13 protein-coding genes are annotated in these 18102 nt (G+C 55.0%); 4 read left to right on the top strand and 9 right to left on the bottom strand.

Annotated features, from left to right (window positions below; all coding sequences use genetic code 11):
- Positions 1-109: 109 nt before the first annotated feature.
- Positions 110-1000, bottom strand: coding sequence for a LysR substrate-binding domain-containing protein (locus ACR0BZ_RS17395; protein ID WP_480920863.1), 891 nt, complete (start codon positions 998-1000; stop codon positions 110-112).
- A 120-nt stretch (positions 1001-1120) separates the two neighbouring features.
- Here ACR0BZ_RS17395 and ACR0BZ_RS17390 point away from each other — a divergent pair, with 120 nt between their 5' ends.
- The 4 genes from ACR0BZ_RS17390 (at position 1121) to pbfA (ending at position 6497) form a co-directional block, all read left to right on the top strand.
- Positions 1121-2308, top strand: a complete 1188-nt coding sequence (locus ACR0BZ_RS17390) for a 2-aminoethylphosphonate--pyruvate transaminase (protein ID WP_480484612.1) — start codon at positions 1121-1123, stop codon at positions 2306-2308.
- A gap of 18 nt (positions 2309-2326) precedes the next feature.
- Complete coding sequence (phnA, locus tag ACR0BZ_RS17385; protein ID WP_480484613.1) at positions 2327-3571, top strand: phosphonoacetate hydrolase; 1245 nt, start codon at positions 2327-2329, stop codon at positions 3569-3571.
- 3 nt (positions 3572-3574) lie between these two features.
- Entirely contained in the window at positions 3575-5038 is a 1464-nt protein-coding gene (gene phnY, locus ACR0BZ_RS17380) for a phosphonoacetaldehyde dehydrogenase (RefSeq protein WP_480477695.1), read from the top strand.
- Positions 5039-5144: 106 nt separating this feature from the next.
- Positions 5145-6497 carry a (R)-1-hydroxy-2-aminoethylphosphonate ammonia-lyase gene (gene pbfA / locus ACR0BZ_RS17375; RefSeq protein WP_480920862.1) on the top strand — a complete coding sequence of 451 codons (1353 nt, stop codon included), beginning with the start codon at positions 5145-5147 and terminating at the stop codon, positions 6495-6497.
- A gap of 709 nt (positions 6498-7206) precedes the next feature.
- On the opposite strand, the gene ACR0BZ_RS17370 is transcribed toward pbfA, so the two are convergent.
- The 8 genes from ACR0BZ_RS17370 to ACR0BZ_RS17335 form a co-directional block, all read right to left on the bottom strand.
- Positions 7207-9186, bottom strand: a complete 1980-nt coding sequence (locus ACR0BZ_RS17370) for a bifunctional 2',3'-cyclic-nucleotide 2'-phosphodiesterase/3'-nucleotidase (protein WP_480920861.1) — start codon at positions 9184-9186, stop codon at positions 7207-7209.
- 276 nt (positions 9187-9462) lie between these two features.
- Positions 9463-10566 carry a M24 family metallopeptidase gene (locus ACR0BZ_RS17365; RefSeq protein ID WP_480920860.1) on the bottom strand — a complete coding sequence of 368 codons (1104 nt, stop codon included), beginning with the start codon at positions 10564-10566 and terminating at the stop codon, positions 9463-9465.
- A gap of 173 nt (positions 10567-10739) precedes the next feature.
- Positions 10740-12539 (bottom strand): aminopeptidase P family protein, encoded by a 1800-nt coding sequence (locus ACR0BZ_RS17360; RefSeq protein ID WP_480920859.1) that lies wholly within the window; start codon positions 12537-12539, stop codon positions 10740-10742.
- The gene (locus tag ACR0BZ_RS17355) at positions 12529-13530 is read right to left on the bottom strand and encodes an ABC transporter ATP-binding protein (RefSeq protein WP_480920858.1); all 1002 of its coding nucleotides are present in this window, start codon (positions 13528-13530) and stop codon (positions 12529-12531) included. The genes ACR0BZ_RS17360 and ACR0BZ_RS17355 overlap by 11 nt, the downstream gene beginning before the upstream one ends.
- The gene (locus ACR0BZ_RS17350; protein ID WP_480920857.1) at positions 13527-14522 is read right to left on the bottom strand and encodes an ABC transporter ATP-binding protein; all 996 of its coding nucleotides are present in this window, start codon (positions 14520-14522) and stop codon (positions 13527-13529) included. The genes ACR0BZ_RS17355 and ACR0BZ_RS17350 overlap by 4 nt, the downstream gene beginning before the upstream one ends.
- Before the next feature lie 10 nt (positions 14523-14532).
- Complete coding sequence (locus ACR0BZ_RS17345) at positions 14533-15270, bottom strand: ABC transporter permease (protein ID WP_480588728.1); 738 nt, start codon at positions 15268-15270, stop codon at positions 14533-14535.
- 125 nt (positions 15271-15395) lie between these two features.
- Entirely contained in the window at positions 15396-16337 is a 942-nt protein-coding gene (locus ACR0BZ_RS17340; RefSeq protein ID WP_480484621.1) for an ABC transporter permease, read from the bottom strand.
- A 54-nt stretch (positions 16338-16391) separates the two neighbouring features.
- Positions 16392-17978 (bottom strand): ABC transporter substrate-binding protein, encoded by a 1587-nt coding sequence (locus ACR0BZ_RS17335; protein WP_480920856.1) that lies wholly within the window; start codon positions 17976-17978, stop codon positions 16392-16394.
- Between the last annotated feature and the right edge of the window lie 124 nt (positions 17979-18102).

Genomic DNA, 18102 nt, shown 5'->3' with positions numbered 1-18102 from the left:
CAACGCAGCCGCCCGGATCTTTCATCTGATGGCATCAAAAGGCATCCTGGCCCGCACACAGGCCTGGCGCAGCAGGTAATCCACACAAAAAACTCAATACCCCCGCAGATCACATATCTGCGGGGGTTTCCTTCTCCCCAAGAACCCGCTCCGCAAAGTCCATAAACGCCCGTATGATCTTGACATCGCGACGCTGGGAAAGTGAGATCATGCTTTCACCCATTTGCAAATTCACACCCTTCAATTTGATTTGCCGCAGTCGATCATCGTGCCCATATTCCGCCTGAGATACAAAACCGATACCTGCACCCGAGGCAACAAGTTCGCGAACGGCTTCTCGGCCTTCAGCTACAATCGCCGGGTTTAACCTGATACCTTGTTTCTCGGCTGCTTCTTCCAGTTTCTCGCGTGTTTTTGACCCGTGCTCTCTGAAAATCAGGGGCAACTCGGCCAGCTCCTTCAGGGTCAGGGTGGGTTTTGATGCCAAAAGCACGCCCTGGCCAGCAAAAGCCACGATTTCAGTGGACCCCAAATTCAATACGTCCATGTCCTTGCCAGGAGACAGGCTGCCAACAACACCGATCTCTGCATTGTAAGACCGAAGCTCTTCCAGGATTTCTTCGGTGTTGCCGGATCGCACAGTGATCGTGATTTTAGGGTATTTCTTTTGGAACGGCGCCAGAAAAGATGTCATGTGATGCGCTGAATCGGCAATGATCCTTAATTCTCCATCGATCGCGGCTTTGGTTTCAGAGAGGTAATCCTCAATCTGATCTTCGATCTCGAAATACTGTTTGGTGAATCGGTAAAGCTGTTCGCCTTCGGGCGTTAGGTTCACGCGTTTTCGTTCACGCTGGAACAACAACAGGTCGTGATCCTGTTCCAGTTTTCGGACCTGCTCTGAAATCGCTGGCTGGGTCAGATACAAAGCCTCTGCCGCACGGGAAAATCCCCCATGTTTGGCCACGTAATGAAAGGCTTTCAACTGGCTGTGTCGCATTACAGTTCCCTGAAGATGAATGCATAGGCTGCGCCTATGATTAGATTGATAATTGCAATTTCACATATAGCAAGCGTTGCTGCAATTGTGTTCCTGAAAACGCTGTTCTGGAGCCTGGTAATGACGCCATCCAAACCAAAATTAGAGCAACCGCGCCTTGGTGAACCCTACCTTTTGACGCCCGGTCCTTTGACAACGTCCTACGCGGTCAAAGAGGCAATGTTACGTGACTGGGGTAGCTGGGACGATGATTTCCGCGCCATGACGCGGGAGGTGCGGTCAAGCCTGCTGAACCTGCTTGGCGAGGGTGCCGACGCGTTCGATTGCGTACCGATGCAAGGCAGCGGATCGTTTTCCGTCGAGGCGATGCTGGCATCCTTTATTCCGCGAGACGGAAAGGCGTTGGTATTGGCAAATGGTGCCTACGGGCAGCGTTCAGCACAAACGTTGCAGTACCTGGGTCGTGATCATGTTGTGTTGGACAAAGGCGATTACCTGCCGCCGAGGGGTGATGAGGTTGCGCGCATTCTCGCGGATGACCCGGACATCACGCATGTCGTCGCCATTCACTGCGAAACCAGCTCGGGCATCCTGAACCCGGTCGAAGAGATTTCGGAGGTCACATATGCCGCCGGGCGCAAGCTCTTGATTGACTCGATGTCCGCCTTTGGAGCGATTGAGCTCAAACCAACTGAAATTCGTTACGAGGCCATGGTGTCTTCGGCGAACAAATGCATCGAGGGCGTTCCGGGTTTCGGGTTCATCGTGGCGCGCAAGACCGAGCTGGAAGCCGCAAAAGGCAACAGTCATTCGCTGTCTCTGGATGTGTATGCGCAGTGGGCGCATATGAACAAAACGGGACAGTGGCGGTTTACCCCGCCGACGCATGTGGTTGCGGCCTTCATCGAGGCACTTCGGGCGCACACTGCCGAAGGCGGTGTTGCAGGTCGAGGCGCCCGCTATACCCGCAACCGGGACGTCATGGTCGCGGGCATGCGGGAACTGGGTTTCGAAACACTGCTGGATAATCGTTGGTTGAGCCCGATCATCGTTACCTTCTTCTGCCCGGCTGATGAGAATTTCGTTTTTGATCAGTTCTATAACCGGATGAAAGAAAAAGGGTTCATTATCTACCCGGGCAAGCTGACTGTCGTCGACAGTTTCCGCGTCGGTTGCATCGGCCAGATGGACGAAGATGTCATGCGTAAAGTTGTGATCGCTGCAAAAGAATCTCTGGAAGAAATGGGCGTGACAAGCGCTGCGCCTCCTCTCCGGGCACTGGAAGAACGCGCCAAGTTGGCCGCATAAAAATCAAGGAAAACACAGATGACCATTCAAACCCCTGTCGAAGCAAATGAGCGCGTCTACCCAACGCCGAAGGTGCCCGCAATTGCCATCTGCCTTGATGGATGTGAACCTGAATACCTCGACGTGGCGATTGCGAAAGGGCTGATGCCCAACCTCAAACGGATGCGGGAGGAAGGTACAGACCGTCTGGCGCATTCTGTTATTCCGTCGTTCACCAACCCCAACAATCTTTCGATTGCCACCGGGCGTCCGCCGATCGTGCATGGAATCTGCGGCAACTACCTTATTGATCCCGACACCGGTGAAGAGGTTATGATGAACGATGTCCGCTTCCTGCGCGCGCCGACCATCTTCTCACAGTTCTATGATGCAGGTTTCCGCGTGGCGATGGTAACCGCCAAGGACAAGCTTCGCGCGCTGCTTGGTGCCGGGCTGAAGTTTGACGAGGGCAGGGCGGTTGCATTCTCTTCTGAGCGTTCGGGCGAAACGACGCTTGAGGAACATGGCATCGACAATGCCAGCAAATGGTTGGGTATGGACGTGCCCGAGGTATACTCGGCCGAGCTGTCGGAATTCGTTTTTGCTGCTGGCGTCAAGCTGCTGAAAGAGTTCAAGCCCGACGTCATGTATTTGTCGACTACCGACTATATCCAGCACAAGTTTGCACCCGATCAAAAGGGCGCACTTGATTTCTACGCCATGTTCGACCGCTATCTGGGCGAGTTGGACGCATTGGGGGCCGCCATCGTGGTGACGGCTGATCATGGCATGAAGCCTAAGCACCTGGCAGATGGATCCCCTTCGGTCGTCTATGTGCAGGACCTGATGGACGAATGGCTGGGCAAGGATGCGGCGCGGGTCATCCTTCCGATCACTGACCCCTATGTCGTGCATCATGGTGCACTGGGTTCGTTCGCGACCGCTTACCTGCCGGATGGCGCGGATCAGAGTGACATCATTGCCAAACTCAAGGCGACCGAAGGGATCACCCATGTGCTGACCAAGGCTCAGGCCATTGAACGGTTCGAATTGCCCGGTGATCGGATTGGCGACATTGTGATGGTTTCTGGCGAAAACATTTGCATCGGAACGTCCGAGCATCGCCACGATCTGGCAGCGCTCAAAGAGCCCCTGCGCAGCCATGGTGGTTTGACGGAACAAGAAGTTCCCTTCATCGTGAACCGTGTCATCGACCTGCCAAACCAACCCGTGCTGCGCAACTTTGATGCCTTTTTCTACGCAACTACAGCGGCGGCACAGTAAGCCATGAAAGACCAGACCATGTCGAAAATCGAAGTACGTAACGAAGGAATGCGGATCGGTGGCGAAATCGTCTTTACCGATGAAACCATTCCTGTTCTTTACCCGTACACCAACGAGGTCGTGGGCCATGTTCCCGCTGGCACCGCAGAACACGCACGCAGGGCATTCGAAATCGCGGCGAATTACAAACCTAAACTGACCCGGTACGAGCGCAGCCAGATTTTGCAGCGCGCAGGCGAGCTGATCGGCGAGAAACGCGATTACCTTGCGAAATGGCTGACGTTGGAGCTGGGCATCTGCCACCAGCATGCGATCTACGAAACCAAACGCGCACAGGATGTTTATCAGTTTGCGGCGGCTGAGGCGCTAAAGGACGATGGCGAGATCTTTTCCTGCGATCTGACCCACAATGGCAAAGCCCGCAAGATTTTCACCACCCGAGAGCCGGTGAAAGCAATCAGTGCGATCACCCCGTTCAATCACCCTTTGAATATGGTTAGCCACAAAATCGCGCCGTCGATTGCGACCAATAATTGCATGGTTTGCAAGCCCACGGAACTGACGCCGCTGACCGCGCTGACATTGGCCGACATACTTTATGAAGCAGGCCTGCCGCATGAGATGTTCCAAGTGGTGACCGGCTGGCCGGCTGACATTGGCGATGAGATGATCACCAATGAACATATCGACATCATCACCTTCACCGGGGGTGTGCCGGTGGGCAAGTTGATCGCTGAGAAAGGCGTCTACAAGCGGCAGGCGCTGGAACTTGGGGGTAATGATCCTCTGATCGTTCTGAATGACCTCAGCGATGCGGATTTGGACAAAGCCGCAACAATTGCAGTGGCGGGTGCGACCGGAAACTCCGGTCAGCGGTGTACGGCAGTCAAGCGCATCCTCGTGCAGGAAAGTGTGGCCGACAAGTTTGTGCCGCTGGTTCTGGAGAAGGCCAAGAAGATCAAATTCGGCGATCCGCAAGACCCCGAAACCGAGCTGGGGTGTGTGATCCACGACAAAGCCGCGGAGATATTCGAGAACCGCGTTCTGCAGGCTGAGAAAGAGGGTGCAGAAATCTTGTATCACCCGGGCCGTCAGGGCGCATTGCTGCCGCCTATCGTTGTCGACAAGGTTCCCCATGACAGCGAGCTGGTGATGGAAGAAACTTTCGGTCCTATCGTGCCGATCGTGCGCGTACCAGACAACGACGAAGAGGTGATGGCGATCTCGAATTCGACCGAGTTCGGCCTGTCTTCGGGGGTATGCACCAATGACCTGAACAGGGCCATCGCCTTTATCAACGGATTGAATGTCGGCACCTGCAACATCTGGGAACAGCCGGGTTACCGCATTGAAATGTCACCCTTTGGCGGCATCAAGGACAGCGGAAACGGGGTGAAAGAGGGCGTTATCGAGGCGATGAAGTTCTTCACCAACGTCAAAACCTATTCGCTGCCCTGGCCCAACTAAACCTTGCGTCCTTTCCCCACAGACGGGAAGGACGCTTCAAATCCTCCCTGATACTGGCGGGCCTTTTGGGGCCCGCATCTTTTGATGACAGAAATGAGGAGCGGACATGCCACAGATTGTCCACACGGAAGGGGAATCAAACACATCCGAAGCGCGCAAGGCATGGTTGCGAAAGTCCATGGGACCGAAGTCGGCACCTCTGCTCAAACGCGATGCGGATGTGTTCCTGCATCAATCTCTGTCATCACCCTGCGTCAGCACTATTGCAAAGGCCGAGGGGATCTGGATCGAGGATATGGAGGGTCGCCGGTACATGGATTTCCATGGCAACTCGGTGCACCACATAGGCTATGGGCACCCGCGTCTGATAGCCGCCATCAAAGCGCAACTTGATGATCTTCCTTTTGCACCCCGCCGCTTTACCAATGACCCGGCAGTGGATTTGGCAGAAAAACTGGCAGATATCGTGCCTGGCGATCTGGGGAAGATGCTCTTTACCACTGGCGGCTCTGACGCCAACGAGGTTGCCCTCAAAATCGCGCGTGCCGCGACCGGTCGGTTCAAAACAATCAGCTTCTGGGATGCCTTCCACGGTGCGGGCTTCGGCGCCGCAAGCGTCGGTGGCGAGGCGACGTTCCGCAGTCATATCGCGGGCCCCCTCTTGTCGGGGACTGAACATGTCGCGCCTTTCGCCTGCTACCGGTGCCCATACAATCACGCGGGACCGGAAACCTGCGGGTTGGCCTGCGCGAAAATGGTCGAATATGTTCTGGAGCGTGAAGGAGATGTGGCGGCGGTCATAGCCGAACCCATGCGTGCGGTGCCCTATGTGCCACCGCCGGGGTTTTGGAAATCCGTGCGCGAGGCGTGCAATCGTCACGGCGCGCTTTTGATCATGGATGAAATCCCGACCGGCCTTGGCAAAACCGGCAGGATGTTCGCCTTTGAACATGACGAGATCATTCCCGACATTGTGACGCTTGGAAAAGCGCTTGGCGGTGGTATCCTGCCCATTGCCGCTTGTGTTGCCCGCAAACAATTGGATGTCTGCGGGGATTTTGCCATTGGTCATTACACACACGAAAAGAACCCGGTCACCGCGCGGGCCGCTTTGACAACACTTCAGATCATCGAAGATGAGGGGTTGGTTCATCGGTCGGCCATGCTGGGTGAGCACGCAATTGGTCGTCTGATGGACGAACTTCAGAACGTACCCACCGTCGGAGACATCCGGGGAAGGGGTTTGATGTTCGGAGTCGAAATCGTTGATGATCGCGTTGAAAAGATACCGGGCAATGCGCGTGCCGAACGGATTTACTACGCCTGTCTGGAGGCCGGTTTGAGCTATAAGATCAGTCAGGGATGCGTTCTGACACTGTCGCCGCCGCTGACCATCTCACAAACGGATCTGGACCACGCAATCGACATTGTGATCGCTGCTATCAAGGCCGAGAGTTGACACGTCGGATCAGTCAAAACTCGCCAGTTCGTAAAATGAGGCTAGCCGAGACAGCGACGAAGACCCCAAAGTGCGACGTAAGACAACGAGTCCGATGGCGCACGGCGTACAATAGAATTTGGAATTGGCCGATGGCGTTGTAATATCCAACTGCACTCAGGCTTCAAAGGCTGACGAAAGTAACGGGAAAGGCAAAATCTTCAATTCGGCCTCTGGTACAAATGAGACTGAACAAACTGACGGGATTACAGGAACTCAAAATCAACATAGCGGAGTCTTTCATGGTATCGAATGTCATTCAGAAGCTGAAAGACCTTTTGTTGCTGTGCTCTACAGATCGCAGCCCGTCGTCTTTGCATAAAACTGAGAAACAAGATGCCGTTCAGCAGGCGACTACTTTTTTCCTGCCATAGGATATTCAATCTCCCTTTGCCGCGAGATCCTTGAAAACAGATTTCACCAACTTGCCCCTGCCTTCACCCTTTTAGCTTCTTTGACAGAACTGGGAGCGCAGAAGTTCAGTTGGCGATCCAACGGTTCGCTAAGTTCTATGACCTGCCGCGAAGACGCTTGTCGGGAACGCCAATTGAAAATGTAGCATCTGACTCTGCAGGGGCAGATGCCTTCGACTGTACGGGTGTTCAGCGCAAACCCGCCACCGAGTTACCAAGGTGGCGGGTCAGGTTATCGTTGCGACATTTCTTTCGGATCAGAGCTTAATGCGGAAGGCTGCGAAACCGTCGGCGCCTTCCCCGGCGTCCTCGATTGCCACACCTTTGACGTCGCCCATATAGTCGCGGGCTTTTGGACCCGTCTCGAACAACACCGTGGTGTCCGCCAGCGGCGAAAACGACCAATTGGCATCCGCTTTGGGATCGATTGTGCCCTGTTCGACAATGTAGCGCACAATGACGTCGCGGTTGGTGTCCGGTGCTTCGAACACGATCGTGTCGCCCATTGCGCCCGGGAACGCGCCACCACCGGATGCACGGTAATTGTTGGTGGCAATGATGAACTCCATGTCATCCGTAACAGGCGCGCCATTGAAGGCAAGGTTCACGATCCGTGCTGCGTCGGGGTTCACCTCTTCGCCCTTTGGTCCAAAGCGCGACGGTTGCGACAGGTCGATCTGATAGGTCACACCGTCCATCACGTCGAAATTGTACGATGGGAACTCGGGGTTCAGAAGGATCGCATCCTTGGACCCAGCTTCGACCTGATTGAACATACCGGCCGAGCGTTCCAGCCAGCCACGCACCTGCGCCCCGTTCACGCGAACAGCGCGGACCGTGTTTGGATAGAGGTACAGATCGGCCACGTTCTTGATGGCAACGTCCCCGACCGGGACATCGGTGTAATACTCCGGACCCCCTCGGCCACCAGCCTTGAACGGTGCTGCCGCAGACAGGATTGGCAGCCCTTCATGCTCGGTGCCTTTCAGCATGTCTTCGACATACCATTTCTGCGCGAATGAGACGATCTGCACAGACGGATCATCCGCGACCAACGCAAAATAGCTGTGCAGCGGGGCCGAGGTCTTGCCGACCGCGCGCCGAACATAGGCCAGCGTTTCGTCATGAGCTTTCGCAACCGATTCCAGAACCTTCTGATCATCTTCGACCAGAGCGGTGATTGATCGATCTTCGTTACGTTTGGAAATCGGTCGCGCCTCGGAAGTTGTGGTAACGACGCGCCATTCATTGCCGTCCCGTTCCAAAAGCAGGTCCAGCAGGCCAAGATGCGACCCCCAGAAACCGCCCATGACGGCAGGTTTGCCCATCAGCGTGCCTTTTTCCACGTCGATCCCGGGGCGGTCAGCAAATGTCGGTGACGGGAAAACCAGGTGATTGTGGCCGGTGACCAGCGCGTCGATCCCGTCGACCCCTGCCAGAACCACCGATGCGTTTTCCATGCCGTCCTCATGATCGGCCCCCCCGATCCCCGAATGCGACAGGGCGATGATCAGGTCACATCCCTGTTCCTTCATCTCGGGCACATAGGCCTGAGCCGTCTCGACGATATCGCGGGCCTGAACATTGCCCTCCAGGTGCCTGCGGTCCCAGTTCACGATTTGTGGCGGGGTAAAACCGATGACACCGATCCTGATCGGATGTTTGGTGCCGTCGCCCATCTCGATTTCACGGTCGAGAATGGCATAGGCCTGAACAAGGGTCTTGTCGTCACGCGGGTTTGCACCTTTTTCCTTGGCGACGTTTGCCAGAACAACAGGGAACTCGGCACCGGCCAAAGCCTTGTCCAAGAACTCCAGACCGTAGTTGAACTCGTGATTGCCCAGCGTCGCGGCATCATACCCGACCGTATTGAAGGCCGTGATGATGGGATGGCTGTCGCCGTCCTTCATGCCGCGCTCGTAAGCGATGTAGTCGCCCATCGGATTGCCTTGCAGAAAATCGCCGTTGTCCACCAAGATCGAGTTTGTCGCCTCAGATCGGATTTCGTTGATGATCGAAGCTGTGCGGGACAGGCCCACCGTGTCGCGGGGTTTGTCCGCATAATAATCATAAGGAAACACATGGACATGGATATCGGTGGTTTCCATGATGCGCAGATGCGCCTGACTATTGGCCGCCGCCACCGAAAACGGGTGCAGGGTAATTGCCGCCGCACCAGCGGTTGTCGTGGCAAGGAAGCGGCGTCGCGAAATTGAAGAACGGCTTGAGAAAGACATGGGTCACCTTTCAGGTTTGTGGTCAACGCGTCTTTTTGCCTGTAATTCGCAACATCCATATGAAACCGGTTGCCAGCGCTTTAGACGCGTCATGTGTAGGCGCAATGCTAGGTACAATAGCCCAACTTCCTGTACTTGATAAGACATGGTAGAAGGGGAACCCGTGCCCTGCGATTGCCAAGACAATGCCTCACAATCAGTGCTTTGCGACATATCCAACCCGCATCATGTTGGCTGCCATTCACTGACCCCAACCGTTTGGCTGGGACAGCCCGGTTATCGACGTCCCGCCCCCAGGACAATAAGCTCTTTCGGGAAACTGGTCAGTGATAGGCATCCGTCTTCTGTGACCAAGACGTCATCTTCAATACGGACACCGAAATTGCCTAGGTCATACAGACCCGGTTCGTTGGTCCAGACCATGCCTGCGCGCATTACCTGGTTGTTTCCGCGCATGATATATGGAGCCTCGTGCACATCCCGACCCAATCCGTGGCCTGTCTTGGTGCGGATGCGATTGGCGAAAGGGGATGCTTCAAGAACGCCGATGACAGCATCATCGATATCATGGGCCGTCACACCGGGGCGACACACGTTCAGACCCATCTGATTTGCTCGCAATACAGTTTCGTAGACAGCCTTGCCCTCATCTGAGACTTCGCCAACGAAAAAGGTTCGCGTGATATCCGCGACAAATCCATCCTTGCGCGCGCCAAAGTCAAAGAGCAGCGCATCGCCGGTTTGAATCCGATAATCCATACGCGCTTTCCCATGTGGTCGGGCCGAGTTGTCGGCAGCGACCACAATCGGTGTAAAGGCCAGTGAATCGGCGCCTTCGGCAAACATTGCCTGGATCAAATCCTGTTCGATCTGTTTCTCGGTCTGACCTGCGTGTACCGTTCCGATAACCCCCTCAAGCGCACGTTCCGAGATGGTGATCGCAGCTTGCATGGAGGCCACATCCTTGCTGGACTTGATCAGTCGCAGGTTCGAGATTTGGTGTTCCGCATCAGTTATTTGTAACCCAGGCATAGCTTCGGTCAGCGCGTCAGAGACAAAAACACGCATGACCTGCCCTTCAACTGCAAGGGACGCGATGCTCAGGTGGTTCGCCAAAGCGGTGAAAGCCCCTTTGTAACCCGCCTCATCCCGCCAATCGAATACCGCTCCTTCGAACCTTAATTGATCCCACGAGCCAAGTTCCAGATTTGGAACAACGGCAGCGGGTTCTCCTGATGCGGGGATCACAACCACGATGGGGCGTTCGTTGGTCATGAAAGACTTGCCCATGGCTCGGTCGAAATTCGGACCCGGCACCAATGCCACGGCATCGACAGAGATTTCACGGGCCAACCGGCTATATTCTGATAAATCTGGCATCCTTACCAACCCTTAATGCGACCAAAACCACCCGCTTCGGCGATCCCGGCACATCTTATTGTTCTTACTCCACGCGCGAGCCGTTATCGGCTTGGTATTCTGACGGTTGGAAACGTCGCCACTCGTTTCGCCGCACAGCAGCATACAGCCCGGCCAAAAGTTCGCTTCGTGTTTCAGATTGCAGTCGTCACTTTTGTCAGCCACTCTTTTGCGGGATCACTCAATCGCGGTGAAAGCATCTGTCTGATTTGACGATGATATTGATTTAACCAGTGCCGCTCGCGCATAGTCAGGTTTTGAACAATCAACATGTCAGTCTGAATTGGCACAAACGTCATATTGCGGAAGGCAAGGAAACCGTTGTCTTCTGTGACGACCTCAAAGACGTTTTCTATGCGGATGCCGAAGCTGGCGGCCTTGTAAAACCCCGGTTCAATCGACATGACCATGCCCGGTTCCAGATCAATCGGGTTATAGGGTTTTCCTATTCTCTGCGGGTGTTCGTGCACTGACAGTCGATGGCCGATGCCGTGACCGGTCCCATGGTCATAGTCCAGCCCGAGATCCCACAAAGGGCGGCGGCAGATCCCGTCGATATGGTGCCCTTGGGTACCAGGCGGGAATCGCAAGGTGGCCAAGGCACAGAAGGCCTTGAAGACTGCCGTGTATGCCTCATCATACCCGTCAGGCCGTGCTCCAAAAGCATAGCACCGGGTGGTATCGGTCGTTCCCGTCTCGTATTGTCCGCCGCTATCCATCAGATAGGTTTGATCCGGTTGGATAGGATCATTCCGATCCGCGGTCGCGCTATAGTGGCACATCGCCGCGTTCCCGCCTGCCGCTGAGATCGCATGAAAACTGTCACCTAGGAAACCTTGCTGTGCGCAGCGCATCGCCTTCAATTTTTGCTCTGCTTCACGCTCGGTCAGGGGGTCACCACTTTCGGCGCGAACGGGAACCGTGTCTGCAAGCCAGGCACCAAATTCTGCCCACGCGATTCCGTCGGTGAAATGGCAGGTTCGAAGACCCTCCAGTTCGATCGTGTTTTTCAATGCCTTAGTCCGGGTAATCACACTGCGTTCAGAACCAAGTTTCGCACCGGCTTCTTCGATGGTTTGTCTTACGGCGACAGGTGAGAAATCCGGATCAGCCAATACCAGCTGATTTGGCCGAAATCTGGCCTTGAGCGTGGGCAAAAACTCTACCTGTGGAACTATCTGAAGATTTGAGGGCAATGCACTCTCTACGAAATCATCCAGCTTTTGCGGATCGACAAACCAAATCAGCGTCCCGTCCCGATGTGCCAGAAGAAAGGAGTTAACTACCGGATTATAGCCAACATCCGCGCCGCGGATGTTCAGTAACCAGGCGATATTGTCAGGTTGTGTTTCGACAACAAAGTCGGCCTGTCGCTGAACCAGATAGTTCGCCAGATCAGAGCATTTTTCTGCACAGTTTTTCCCGGCAATCTGCGACGGTAAAACTGTCACACGACCACAGGGTGGCGCTGGTTGATCTGTCCAAACCGCGTCGACCGGATTGACTTGTTGCGGCACCATCATTGCTCCCACATCCTTGCAAGCTGCGTCAAACCGGTCAAACCACGACGGGGGTATGTGCATCGGGTCATATCCGAGGCGCCAACCTGTACGCATCTCTTTTCTCAGCCACTCTTCGGGCGCCTCGCCATGAAGATGATGATGAGAGAACAACGCGCCTTTGCACTCTTGCGTAGCCTGCAAGCTGTATCGACCATCGACAAAAAGGGCGACGGTCTCAGGTGTTACAAAGGCAAGTCCAGCAGATCCGGTGAACCCGGTCAGATACGCCAGACGTTCGTCATGCGGTGCGACGTATTCGCCTTGATGGGCATCAAATCGTGGTAGTACAAAGGCATCCAGGTCCTGCACGCTCATTTGGTCGCGGAACAGCGAAATTCTTTCGCTCGGACATAAATGAAACCTATCCAGCATGTGCTTTGATCTCTTCCGCGTGGTGGCAGGCGACCTCTCCAAACTCCCCAAATTGTCTGAGTGCGGGAACGTCGCGTTGACAAAGACTTGTGGCAAAACGACAGCGCACGTGGAACGGGCATCCGGGCGGTACGTTCATTGGTGACGGCAACTCACCCTCCAGTCGGATGACGTTCCCTTTGTCATCCGGATCAAGCGATGGCGCAGCGCTGAGCAGAGCTTGGGAATAAGGATGTGAGGGATCGGAGAACAAGGTTTCACTGTCGCCGATCTCCACAATCCGGCCCAGATAAATCACAGCCACCCGGTTCGAGACGTGACGTACAAGTCGCAAGTCGTGTGCGACGAACAGAATTGTGAGGTTCAGTTTGTCCTGCAATTCAAGCAGAAGATTGACCACTTGTGCCTGTACTGAAACGTCCAGCGCGGAAACCAGTTCGTCGGCAATCAAAACTTCCGGCTCGACTGCCAGTGCGCGAGCGATCGCAATTCGTTGCCTCTGCCCCCCCGAAAACTCGTGCGGTAATTTGTTTGCGGCGTCCTGTGGCAGGCGTACCAGATCCAACAGTTCCATAACGCGCGAGGGGATTTCACTCTCGGGGCGCATCTTGTGAACACTAAGAGCCTCGGACAGAATCTGACCAGTCGTCATGCGGGGGTTCAGGGACGAATAAGGATCCTGAAACATCATTTGAACGCGACGATTATAATCGCGCTCGTTACGATATTTTGGGTCAAAGATATCTATTCCAGTGAAACGGATACTGCCGGTCTGAGGCTGGTGGAGCCTAACTATGCAACGTGCAAGTGTGGACTTACCGCAGCCGGACTCACCGACAACTCCCAGCGTTTCTCCTCGCTTGAGCTCGAGGCTAACACCGTTCAGCGCGTTGACAACCCGCCCGGGTCGCTGGCTGATCAGGTCAAGAACCGACCGTGACAAATGAAATTGAAGACCCACATCATTTATCTCCATGACCGTATCTGTCATGCGACGTCTCCCTGAGCTGCGGGCACATGATTGAAGCACGCCACATGACGGCCTTCGGATATCGCCGACAACGGCGGACGCGCGTTCAGGCACGCGTCGATGGTGCTCTGACACCGTGGGGCAAAGGCGCATCCGACCGGCAACTTCTCAAGACTCGGAGGCGTGCCCGGCACCGAATAGAGTGGTGTACGCGGCGGCACATTCTGAGGGACAGACCGCATCAGCCCTACGGTATAAGGGTGGCGTGGTGCATTCAAAACCTGACGCACAGCCCCCTGTTCAACCACCCGCCCGGCATACATGACCGCCAAGGATTCACAGGTCTGAGCGACCACACCTAAATCATGCGTGACAAGAACCACGCCCATTTGAAGCTCATCGGCCAAGGACAGGATCAGATCAAGAATCTGTGCCTGAATTGTTACGTCCAATGCGGTGGTTGGTTCATCGGCAAGCAACAGTTTCGGATTTGCTGCCAGAGCAATCGCGATCATAACGCGCTGCCGCATACCACCAGAAAACTGATGTGGGTATTCGTCCAAACGTGACGCAGCAGATGGAATCCCTACATGATCCAGCATCTCGACCGCACGATCACGGCGCGCTGCGCGATTGAGGTCGGTATGCGCTTTCAACGTCTCGGTCAGCTGCATGCCAACCGTCAACAACGGGTTAAGCGATGTCATCGGCTCTTGAAAGATCATCGCAATTTCGCCACCGCGAATGCGCCTCAGTTTTCGTTCGGAAAGCGGAACAAGGTTTTGCCCCTGCCAATTCACGACTCCTGTGACTTCACCATAGCGCCGCGACAGTCCCAGAACCGAACGCAAAGTGACACTCTTGCCAGAACCGCTTTCACCGACCAATCCCAGCACTTCGCCACGTCGAACGGAATAACTTACGTCTCGCACAGCTGGCAGAGGGGTCCCTTCCTTCCAGAAGGTTGTACTCAGGTTTTTGACTTCGAGGATAGGTTGCTGATTGCCTGTCATTGTCAACTCCTTACCCACGTGGCCTGAGCAGGTCTGCTAACCCATCGCCAATAAGGGAAAATCCAAGACCTGTGATAACGATCGCGATCCCGGGCATCAGGCTCAACCACCAGGCCGTTGTGATAAAATTGCGTCCTTCCGCGATCAGGACACCCCATTCCGCCTGCGGTGGCTGTGCGCCAAGACCCAGATAACCCAGCGACGAACCCAGCAGAATTGCCAGTGCCATATCCGTCATCCAGTAAACGATAACCGGCGTGATCGCGTTCGGCAGAAGGTGGCGAAAGATAATGCGCCTGTCAGAGTATCCCATGACGATGCCAGCAGCAGCATAGTCGTTTCCCATCTGCGCGATGACCTCGGCCCGCATTAACCGGGCATAGTAGACCCAACCAACAACCGTTATCGCAATGTACATATTGACCAAACCCGGCCCAAGCACGGCGACGACCGCGATAACAAGAACCAGAAATGGGAACGTGATGATCGCGTCTACGACACGCCCGAAGATCATATCGGCAATTCCGCGGTAGTAGCCGACAAGCGCGCCAACCACGACGCCAATGATCAGGGCAAAGACTGTGGCAAGGACTGCCATCTGCATGTTTACCGAATAGGCTGAAATAACGCGGCTCAGACTGTCGCGCCCCAGCAGGTCGGTGCCGAAGGGATGGGCCCAGCTTGGTGGCTGGCGAACCGCGGTGTAATCAATGAAATTGGGATCATAGGGGGCGAAAGCATTTGGCATGATCGCAAGCAAAGTCGACATTCCAATGATGCAAAGGCCTATTATGAAACCCGGTTTTCGTAGCGCCGCTGGAAAGCGCGTCCTTGGCGGCTCACCCGCCCCAACAGGAGAAGTGGCAGTGTCGGTCATGTCAATCGCATCCTCGGGTCCAACGAGCTTTGAAACAGGTCCGTAAGCAGGAATACGACCGAGACCAGAACCGCAAAGGTCAGCGTCAATCCCTGGATAAGCGGGTAGTCGCGCGCGAAAATCGCCTCAAGCATCAAGCGTCCGACACCAGGCACGGCAAAAACTGTTTCGGTAACCAGTGTTCCGCTCATGAGGTTGCCGATGGACAGACCCAAAAGTGTAACGGTCGAAATCAGCGCGTTACGCAGCACATGGCGTCCCAAAATCAGCCTGTCAGGCAAACCCTTGGCTCGGGCAAACTGAACGTATTCAGCATCCAGAACCTCGATGATGGCAGCACGCAGATTTCGCATGATGATCGCCGACGTATATAACGCCACCGCTACGGCAGGCAGGAACAGGTGATAAAGCCTGTCGCCAAAGGTGTCGCCGTAACCGCCGACTGGAAACCACCTGAGCTGTGCGGCAAGAAAGGTTAGCAGAATCAGACCGATGTAAAACACAGGCATCGACAGCCCCACCTGGAAAACCGTGCGGATCACTGCGTCAGGCCACCGTCCGCGGTTCAGAGCTGCAACAAACGCCAGTGGTCCTGCAATCAACAAAGACATGAGGACAGCATAGATCGTCAGAAAAGCCGTGGTCGGAAGACGGTTGATGATGACTTCAGTTACCGGTGCGCGCATCAGGATTGACCGGCCCAAATCGCCTTGCAGCGTATTTGTCAGAAACAGCCAGAACTGTACCAAAAGCGGCTCGTTCAGTCCCAACCGCTCGCGGATAGCAGCAAGATCCGCATCCGATGCCCGATCTCCTGCGATGGCGATGGCCGGGTCCCCCGGCAGGAGACGAACCAGAACAAAGATAATGATCATCACGAGGATGAATGTGGGGATCATCAGCAGCAAGCGTTTGAACGTGTATTGAAGGGTTGCCATCAAGGCCTCCGTCAAAAGAACCGCCGGCAGGTACTGCCGGCGGCATTTAAGCGATCAGCGGCTGACGGTCGCCTGATCGAAGACGTTGTTTCCCAGTGGTGTCTGAACGTATCCGTCCACGCTGGTAGAAACGGCCACCGCAAAGGGCGTCTCATACATGAAAAGCAAGGGGGCAGCATCTGCATATATTTTCTGCATTTCAGCATACTGGGCTGCTCTTTTTTCGGCGTCGATTTCGGTTGCCGAAGCTTCAAACAGAGCGTTGAATTCCGCGTTTTCCCAACCAGTACCGACCGCATTGGCCGTAGGTGTATGACCCAACCAGCCCACGACCTGGCTGGGGTCGTTTACGTCGTTCACCCAGCCATAGGTGTGGATGTCAAACTCACCCGAGCGGTTTTTGGCGCCACGAGTCGGTCCATCCACCTGTTCGACTGACAGGTTTATCCCCAACGGAGCCCACATTTGCTGAAGAGCCGCAAATATTGTGCTGTCATCCGCAGAGCCAGCCAAAGTCGTAAAGGTGATTTCGGTTCCTGGCGCTACGCCGGCCTCGGCGATCAGAGCTTTCGCCTTGTCAAGGTCGTAGGCATACAACGGATCAAGATTTGCGGAAAGCTGGGTCGCCGCCGCCATCAAAGGCGACGTCATTGGCTTGCCGGCGCCTTGCAGCACAAGCCCGATCAGTGCCTCTTTGTTGGTGGCATAGTTGAGTGCCTGCCGAACCCGAGCGTCTGACAACGGGTTAGGCGATCCGTCAGCACGGGTTTCACGCGTGTTGATCGGCGAATATATGATCCGTGTGGACGGATAGAGGTTCATGTTGATCGCTTGGTCTGCTTCAAGCTCTGGCACACGTGAAAAGGGAATGAACTCGGCGGCATCCACCTCACCGGCCTGAAGCTTCAGAATCCGGGTTGCGTCATCGGGAATGATCTCGAAATGCACCCCGTCCAGGTAGGGCAGCGCTTTGCCGTCGGATCCTTTGCGCCAATAATTCCTGTTGGCACAGAACTCCATGGAAGTTCCCTGCTCAAATCCACACAGATAGAAGGGACCGGACCCGACACCGGGGCCTTTGGCTGCAAAGATTGCGGCGGACTTTTCCTGGTCAGTGGAACCTTCGGCCGCCTCAAAGACGGCTTTGGAGACAATGCCGGTTGTGAAAGTGGCAAGCATGGAGAGGATTGTCGGGTCAGCCGCTTTCAGGCTGATCGAGATGACGTTTCCTTCCGCGCTTACATTGTCGATGGATCCGAGAAGCCCAGCCCATGGGCTCAGATCGGGATTGCGGGCGCGATCCAGCGAAAAGACAACGTCTTCTCCGGTCAAAGGTGTTCCATCCGAAAACGAGACGCCGCTGCGCAAGGTAAGCGATACAGACTGTCCATCGTCGGAGATACTGTATTCTTCGGCCAGTCCTGGGATGACAGAGTTCCCATCTTCACTGGGGCGCAGAAGCGTGTCGAAAAGGCTGCCAACCATCCAGATGTCCGGGTTTCGATCGGCATAAATAGGGTCAATCAGGTTTGATCCGTCATATCTGGCGAAATTCAGAATGCCACCACGCTCTTGTGCAAACAAAGGTAGGGCCATTGCAGTGGCCACGACGGCAGTCGCTGCCATCAAATTACGTTTCATTGATGAGTTCCTCCCAAAGCGATTCTCCATCGCGTGAAGGTGTTATACATTAATTTCATTACTGCTAAAACTTTATTTAGTAATACGTAAATTGCATATTGAGCCCACAGGAGCATTGATTGAG

The sequence above is a fragment of the Ruegeria sp. P8 genome (assembly GCF_056534665.1).
The sequence above is the reverse complement of the archived record's forward strand: the minus strand, read 5'-3'. Positions and strand labels throughout refer to the sequence as shown.